This window comes from Mesorhizobium sp. M2A.F.Ca.ET.042.01.1.1 (assembly GCF_003997405.1).
Lineage (GTDB): Bacteria > Pseudomonadota > Alphaproteobacteria > Rhizobiales > Rhizobiaceae > Mesorhizobium.
In genome coordinates, this window is the sequence record NZ_RZRX01000546.1 from 1 (window position 1) to 1,425 (window position 1,425).

Sequence of the window (1,425 nt, forward strand, 5' to 3'; positions counted from 1 at the left end):
GTCGCGCACCAGCCTCGACATCCGCAAGACAGCACCTTCCGGCCGCTCTGAAGCGCATCATTTCAACCCGTTCTGGACCCGGTTCTCGATCGCCCGCCACAGCGAAATCGGCATCACCAGGATGGCCGTCGAAGCACAGGGCAAGAGCGTGGCGATCGGCGGCTTCCTCAATCCCGACGACCGCGAGAGCTTCGCCACCGCCTTTTCACGCGCGCTGGCAACCGCCAAGACGCGCTGACGCCCAGGCAAATCTGAACCGGTAGCGCAGCAACCTGCCGACCTTGACGCATGGCGGGGATAAGCCTCCAGAGGCCAACGAACAAGCGCGCGGACCAGCTAAGCCGCGCCCCTTGCTGCGGCTTGTAGGACGGTCCGGGTACCGACGGCAGGAAGGCAAGTTTCGGGTGGTTGCAAAGCTCTGGAAGACCGATATTCGCGGCCAAGGAGATATTGCCATGAACGCGCAGATGACCATGAATACGCAGATGAAGCCGATCGCGATCCTTGAGAACGACATCACCCCGGAAGGCAGCGACTATGATGTCGTGCGCCGCGCCATCGAGAAGATCAGCCTCGATTATCGCGACCAGCCTTCGCTGGAGGTGCTGGCCGAGGAAGTCGGCGAGACGCCGACCGGCCTGCAGAAGCTGTTCACCCGCTGGGCCGGCCTGTCGCCGAAAGCCTTTCTGCAGGCGGTGACGCTGGACCACGCGCGCAGGCTGCTCGATTCCGGCATGCCGCTGCTGGAGACCTCGTTCGAGCTCGGCATGTCCGGCCCCGGCCGGCTGCACGACCTCTTCGTCACCCACGAGGCGATGTCGCCCGGCGACTACAAGACGCGGGGCGCGGGCCTCACCATCCGCTACGGTTATCACATCTCGCCTTTCGGCATCGCGCTGATCATGGTCACTGACCGCGGCCTCGCCGGCCTCGCCTTCTGCGATGCCGGCGGCGAGCGGGCTGCCTTCGCCGACATGTCCGGCCGCTGGCCGAACGCGACTTATGTCGAGGACATGTCGGCCACCCAGGCTTACGCCGCGCGGGTCTTCGACCCGACGAAGTGGCGCGCCGACCAGCCGCTGCGCGTGGTGATGATCGGCACCGATTTCCAGCTGCGCGTCTGGGAAGCCTTGCTGCGCATCCCGATGGGCAGGGCCTGCACCTATTCCTCGATCGCGGCTAGTATCGGCGCGCCAAGCGCCAGCCGGGCCGTCGGCGCGGCCGTGGGCGCCAACCCGATGTCCTTCGTGGTGCCCTGCCATCGGGCGCTGGGCAAGTCGGGCGCACTCACCGGTTACCACTGGGGTCTGACACGCAAACGCGCCATCCTCGGCTGGGAAGCGGGGCAAGTGGGCTCCTGAAACAATCGATTTTTTGGCGGACCGTTGCGAAAAACCGCATATCGTAATATAAATCGGTACATCC

At 65.0% G+C, this 1,425-nt stretch carries 2 protein-coding genes; both read left to right on the forward strand.

Going from position 1 to position 1,425, the window contains the following annotated elements; all coding sequences use genetic code 11:
- On the forward strand, nucleotides 1-238 hold a 238-nt coding region (locus tag EOA23_RS34690), incomplete at its 5' end, for a DUF2244 domain-containing protein (protein ID WP_127307317.1).
- 217 nt (nucleotides 239-455) lie between these two features.
- Nucleotides 456-1,361 carry a methylated-DNA--[protein]-cysteine S-methyltransferase gene (locus tag EOA23_RS34695; protein WP_042641085.1) on the forward strand — a complete coding sequence of 302 codons (906 nt, stop codon included), beginning with the start codon at nucleotides 456-458 and terminating at the stop codon, nucleotides 1,359-1,361.
- Nucleotides 1,362-1,425: the final 64 nt, after the last annotated feature.